The sequence below is a fragment of the Capnocytophaga sp. oral taxon 332 str. F0381 genome, assembly GCF_000318275.2.
GTDB lineage: Bacteria > Bacteroidota > Bacteroidia > Flavobacteriales > Flavobacteriaceae > Capnocytophaga > Capnocytophaga bilenii.
This window is the reverse complement of the sequence record NZ_KB291303.1, coordinates 1-7640: the sequence shown is the minus strand read 5'-3', so window position 1 is coordinate 7640 and position 7640 is coordinate 1. Positions and strand designations below refer to the sequence as shown.

General features: G+C 41.0%; 1 pseudogene. It reads left to right on the top strand.

Annotation, left to right across the window (positions count from 1 at the left end):
* Positions 1-277 precede the first annotated feature (277 nt).
* Positions 278-7640 (top strand): annotated as a pseudogene (locus tag HMPREF9075_RS05740) (hypothetical protein); the annotation flags it as partial.

The window sequence follows — 7640 nt, the reverse complement described above, 5'->3', positions numbered from 1 at the left end:
AATTTGGATATTAACATAGAATGTGGGACTTGTGAGACTTGTGAGACGGGTGAACAATTATGAATTTTGAATTGGAATTGGGCACAAGCTGCAAGCTTGCGCCAGCGGGGGGTGGCACAAGCTGCAAGCTTGCGCCAGCGGGGGGATGAAAAAAAAAAGTGTAAAAATATTTGGCTGATTGAAAAAATGTTACTACTTTTGTCGCTTGAAATAAATTGTTTTATTTACGACTGAATATATTATTAAAATTCTAACAAAACAGATGAATTATCTAACAATGAAAAGGAATTTACTTACAGTAATACTCTTGATTATAAGCACTTTAGGGGCTATGGAGTATGCGGTAGGACAAACGTTGCCTAAGGCGAGTATATTGCGCCAAGTGGGCTGTGGAACAGGAGCTGATGCTGGTAAAGCAGAGGTGATTGTGACTGTAGACCAAGATAATACGAGTAATTATACGTATAATTTTGGTAATGGTTATAGCTCAAGTAATAGGGCTTGGCTTGACCCAGGTACTCGCACTATAGCTGTGCGCCGTAATGATAACAAACAATATAGTGTTACTATTACAATTCCTGGCAGAACAGCTACTCCTACTATTACGCCTGCAATTACTTATAATTGTAATGGTACTACTGCCGATGTACGCCTAATAAACGACCAAGGTACTTATAACTATACTTATGTATATAACGGACAACCCCAAAGTAACCCTTATTTTAGGAATCTTACGGTGGGACAACAACATACTATAACGGTAAAATATACTCCTGCTCCTTCAGCAGTAAATAAAACAATTGTATTTTACGATGATTTTGGGGTGAAAGATGCTAATAGTCCTCAAAAATCAGTAAGTAGCCCTTATGTAAATAAAGGTGTGTACTTTGATCCTCTTGATGGTACAGGTATACAAACACGTCCTATAGACAACGCTACACGAAGCTATAACTTGACGGTAGATTCTTCATATGCTATTGCTACGACTGCAGATATTTCATTTTTGAATAGTGCTTATTGGTGGTATGTGTGTAACGACAAGGATGGAAATCCTAATGGTCGTTTTTTATGGTATAATGCGAATATTACTGATGCTGAAAACGCTACTTTTAAAAAGAACGTGGCGTACAAGCGCCAAGCTACTATACAACCTGGTAAGCCTGTACAATTTACAGCCTATGTATATAACCCTGTAAAAAATACAGTACCACAAGACCAACGTGTACAAGCTCAGTTACAGATATTTAGAACTGAAACTGATGCGATGAACAATACTAACCCTATTTATACTACTAGTAATGTTATTCCTCATATGTTATCTAAAAACAATCAAACAGGTAATGATTGGATAGCATTAGAAACTATAGCAAATACACTTCCTACTGATACTTCTCTTTGGTTTGTAGTGCGTTTTGATGCCCCTGGAACTACAGGGAATGATATAGCGATTGATAATATTTCGGTTACCCAACCTGCAGATACTTGTGAAACTTCTATGGATATAGCTGTGAATGTAAGCAGCAATACCAATACTTTTTCTACTACAGTAAGTTATGCTACTTGTAATGCTACTACGGGTATTATAACTGTAAATGCTTCGGATACTACTAATTACGATTATACTTATAGTTTAGATGGACAAGCAGCGCAGACTAATAAGGTGTTTAATGGGGTAACCCCAGGGGTACATACAATAACAGTAAATGCTACGCCTAAAGGAGCTAAAATACTTTTTAAAGAAGATTTTGGTTCAGGGGCTCCTTATCGATTGCCTGAAACAGTGGTTCCTAAACCTTTTGTGTGTCGTGATCAACTATTTGGATACCCTGCTGATATTCCTGCTGAAGGTCATTACCAAGTTGCTAACCACGATAACCTTACTCCAATGACAGGGTGGGGGTGGAAACCTGTAAAAAGTCACGGTGATAATAGCAATACAGGACGCTTTTTAGCATTTAACTATGGAGCTAATGCTAATAGAACGTTTTACCAGCAAGATATAAATATAGAGCCTAACAAGCCTGTTACTTTACAATATTATGTACTGAATATAGATGCATATGCGCTTCCTAATATTAGTACAGTATTTATAGATAAAGCTACAAACCTTCCTATAGCAGGCTCTTCAAAAACTTCAGGAGTATTGCCAGGTCGTACTAATCCTGCATATAGCCCAAGTGATTGGCATTTGGTAACACATACTTTTAACCCTGGTAATGCTACTACTATTCAATTACAATTTACTGATTTGATTAATAGTGAAGCTTCTAACGACTTTGCGATAGATGATATTTTGGTAACACAAGCCTATGAAGCTTGTACAACCACCCTTACAACTACTGTAACTACACCTGTAACGCGTGCTTTTGCGGGGGTTACGAAGTTGATTGGTTGTGGTACTGGGGCTAATGCTAATAAAGCTGAAGTGCAGGTTACCAATATAGAAGGAGGAACAGCTCCTTATGAATATCAATTTGGTACGGGCGCTAGTTGGGTAGCGAGCAATACGGGCTGGCTTGATGCGGGTACCCATACTATTTCGGTACGCAATGCGGGTAGCATAGGCTGTGTGTATAGTATGAGCGTGAATGTACCTGCTGCATTGGCTGCTCCTGTGATAAAAACAGAGGTGTTCTACGGCTGCGATGGTAAACCTACGCTACAAGTAGGAGTACAAAGCCCTGTAAATGAACTTACTTATCTTTATAAATTAGATAGTGGAGCCTTTACAACTACTAGTGTTTTTGCAAATGTTAGTAGCGGTACACACCAAGTGAGTGTGAAGTATGAACATAGAGATACGCCTTCGCCTATGGTATTATGGCGTGAAGATTTTGGTACAGGTGATCCTGCTCCTAATTCTTCAGTGAATGCAGCTGACTTTACTTATAAAGACCCAAGAGTACATAATCTTTGGGCAGTGGGGCTTTATACAGTGGCAGGATATAAAGATTTGATAGCACCAACACCTTTTGGTACTTCACGTATGCCTTTCTATCATCCTACTACAGCACCTAATGCTGTTTTTAGAGAACCTCCCAAAGGAACAACTACGGGAGCTAATGATGATAGAATTTTGTATGTAGATATGGCATCTGCTTATGTAGGAAAAGTATTTATGGAAAAAGAGGTGGATATACATCCTACTAACCTTATAGCCTTTAGCTATCAAATACAGAATGCGAATGGTCCTAATCGAGGTTTGAAAGAACCAAATATGCAAATTAAAATAGTAGATGCTAACAATGCTTCTAATGTGTTAGGAACTATCAATTCAGGAGCAATAGCTAACGATGGAGCTTGGCATTTGGTATCTTCAAGAGATTTAGGAGCAATTAACCCTAACGGAGTAACTCGTGTAAAAATTCAATTTATAAATATAGAACCCAATAGCTGGGGAAATGATTTTTATTTAGATGATATTACTATATACCAAACGCCAGCGACTTGTGGGCAAGTGGTATCTATAACACAAAATATTACTGATAATCCTGTGGGGGTAGCTAGTTTTACAGCGGCTCAATTGGGTTGTGGCGCTACTAATGGTACGGTAGTGGTAACGGCTTCGCCTACTACGGGTTATGTTTATACTTATACATTACAAGGTGGTGGTACGGCTACTAGTGTGAATACTTTTAAGAATTTATCATTTGGTACGCATACCTTTACTATAAACTATGCGCCTGTAACCAATACGCTTGTATTGCTAAATGAAGATTTTGGTGAAGGTACTGATGCTGTGAAGAGTCCTTATGTAGGTAAGAACTTGTATTTCAATGAGAATACACTTTCTGCTTATACGGCTTATAACGCTAATAAGCAAAGTATAAATCACCTTGCTAATACTGCTCTTATGGTAGGTGAATATACCATTGCGAGCAATATGGTAAAACTTAGCTACGATTGGACAGTGCCAACAGACCGCTCAGGAAAAGCAAATGGTAGGAAACTATTTATAGATGGTACTGTAAGTGTTCCTGAACAAGAGGTATACACACGTGAAGTAAGCATAGCACCGAATTTGCCACTTACTTTTACTACTGATTTTTATAATTTAGTACACAATGCGTCAGTACCTTCGGCTAACAATCCGAAGGTGAATATAGCACTTTATGAGAGTGAAGCATCGTATAAGAACGGCAGTGTGCCATTGGCACAATCGCCTATAGAAGAATTGTTGTCGGTAGGTAATCAGTGGAAAACACATACACTTACTCTTACAGCAGCTGATGTAGGGGCACGTACCCGAATATATGCAGTAGTGAAGATGCATAGTGTGATAAATTCTGGTCACGATTTGACGATTGATAATATTCGCATTACGCAGTCTATAGGTTGTGAGGCTACCGTTACAGCAACTGTACTACCTGGGGTAACGCGAGCTTTTGCAGGAGTTACTCAATTGATAGGTTGTGGCACTGAAGAGAATGCTGATAAGGCACAAGTGCGAGTATCAAACGTTGAAGGAGGAACAGCTCCTTATGAATATCAATTTGGTGCAGGGGAAGCTTGGGTAACTACCAACACAATGTGGTTGGAAGCGGGTACTTATACCGTATCGGTACGCAGCAATGGAGGCTTAGGTTGTGTATTTAGCACTAAGTTGGTAGTACCAGCTAGATTGGCGACACCTACCTTATCGATGGATGTACAATACGATTGCGAAGGCAAGGGAATTCTTACCTTAGGGGTTGTAGATGCAGATCCGAACTTACAATATTGGTTTAGCCTAAATGGTAGTGCTTATACAACTACTTATATGTTTACGGGCTTAACGAGTGGTACGCACCTTGTGAGCGTGAAATACGATTATATTACCTCACCACAACCAGTGTTGTTGTTTAAAGACGACTTTGGCAACGGAGGTCCTACAGCATTGCCAGGTCCTGCAAGTGATTATGGCTTGACCTATGGTACAACCTATCCTATAGGGGCTGGCTTCTACCAAATAGTGAGCCAAGCACAAGCACCTAGTTATTGGAAATTAGTAACACCTTTTAATACTTGTGCAATACGTACTGGAGACCCCTTATATGACCGTTGGGTATCGGTGTACGACCATACATCAGGAGGTACAGATGGTACAGGACGTTTCTATATGTCGGACTTTAGAGGTACTCAAGCCGATGGCGATTTGTTCTACAAACGCGAAGTGAGCGTGTTGCCAGGATCAGATATTAACTATGAGTTCTATGCACTCAACTTGTTCCGCAACGATCATACTACTTCACCTTGGGGGCATGGAGAGGCTTTGAAACCTAATGTGGTGGTACGCTTAGTAGCCCCTAATGGTACCGTAGTAGCAAGTACTACTACAGGCGAGATACCAAATTCGGTTTGTGCAACTAACTTAGCTGATAACTTAAACAACTGGCGCAAATACGAAGGCAAGCTAAACGTGGGTACTTATACTAAACTGACGGTAGAAATCAGGTCGGTGGGTAGTGCGCCACACGGATGGGGTAATGATATGGCATTGGATGACATTACGGTAAATATGATACCTAAGTCGTGCGGTCAGTATTATACAACCGATAAGGATGTAGTAGCATTGGAGCGTGTATTGCCACAATTTACAGTGAGCAGGACGATAGATTGTGCTACGGGCAAAGGCGGTTTTGTAGTAACGCCTACTCTCACCACAGGCTATACTTATACATATACTTTGGGTAGCACTACTGTTACGGGTACTATAGCTACCTTTACAGGACTTAGCTTTAGTGATACTACTCATACTATTACGATAGCGTATCAAACATCGAGCAAGACTATAACAGTACTGAAAGAAGATTTTGGTACAGGAACAAGCGCAGTGAAGAATGCGTATGTAGGCAAAGACTTGTATTTCAACAATAATACAACAGGCGCTTATACGGCTTATAATGGTAGAGGACAATCGCGAGCACACGCGGCAGGAGCTATGCTTGCAGTAGATGAATATACAGTAGTTAATGCATTGAGTTTGCATACCCCTGATTGGCGTAGTCCTTCGGATAAATCGGGAGATGCGAATGGTAGAAAGCTTTATGTAGATGGTTCGGCATCAGCGATTAAGCAAGATATATATACGCGTAAGCTATCGGTACGTCCTAATACAGCACTTACCTTTACAGCTGATTTTTACAACTTGGTACAAGCAGATTTGGTACTTCCAGCTAATAATACGGCAGCTAACTATCCACAAGTACAATTGCAGTTATACGAAAGTGAAACGGCTTATAATGCACCAGGAGCTACACCTATACATTCAGATAATATATATGCTGTAACACCAGCTACAAGTTTGAATGATTGGCGTACGAGGTCGATAACTCTTACAGATACTCAGGTAGGAGGTAGAACAGAGTTTTACGCTGTAATACGTATGCATAATGTAATAAATGCAGGACACGACTTGGTAGTGGATAACATTATAGTTACACAAGAGTTGCCTGCGTGTGTGGTAACACTTACGGCTACGCTTACTAACGAGGGCTTGCGTACGCCTACCCTAAGTGTACCCACTGATATAGATATTTTATGTGTATCGGCAACTGCTACAACTGCAGTGGCTAACTGGATAGCGCAAGCTACGGCTACAGATACTAACTGCGATGTAGCGGCAACCGTAACAGCTACTTACACCTATACAGGTAGCTTATGCAATGCAGGTAGTGTAACGGTAACCTTTACAGCAACAGGTACTTTTGGTAATATTACTACTAAAACGGCAGTGATAAACTTTATAAAAACTCCTCTTGTTGTTACCCCAACGGTATTGCAAGTGCCCGATAACACTACGGGCGGCACTACCAGCAGTGTAATACCTAATATCACTTTGGGAGGGGTAACCAGCCCAAGTGTAAATTCGGTAACGATAACCTTTAGCGGTTTGCCATCGGGGGTAACCAGCACAACAGGAGGACGCTTGGTAGTAGCACCTAATACACCAGCGGGTGTACATAGCATTAGCTATAGGGTGTGTGAAGTTGCTAAAAGCAACAACTGCAAGACGGTAACCTCTACCCTTATCATAGGAGCGGCAACGCCTACAGTGGGTGCTAATACGTTTACTGCTACAACCAATACCCGTACAGTAATACCAGGGGTAATAGGTAATATACTTACGGGAGCTACCGTAGGTACACGTACTGCGACCGCAGGTGTGGGCGGTAATGTAAGTATTACGCTTACTCATACGCCTACAACGCCTAATGCGCCACAAATAGACCCAGCGACAGGTAGTGTAACGGTAAGTAGTAATACGCCAGCAGGAGTATATACTATAGGTTATCAGCTATGCAGCTCGCCTATTCATTGCCAAGCTGCTGTGGCTACGATTACAGTACCACAAATAAAACCTTATATACCTGCAGCTACGATTACCCATAGTGGTACAGCGACCACTACACGTAGTATATTTGTGGGAGGACACGTAAATGGAGGTACACAATCGCCAACAGTAGGGGCAGGAGGTTCGGTAAGTATAGGTAATATAGTGAATCCGACCCCTGCAACACCAGGGGCTTCGGTACCCTATCTTACTCCTAATACAGGGGTGATAACTGTACCACCGACAACGCCTAATGGAGTGTATACTATCAGCTACCAAGTATGTACAACTGCTACGCCAACAAGTTGTGTAACAGGTACTACTACTA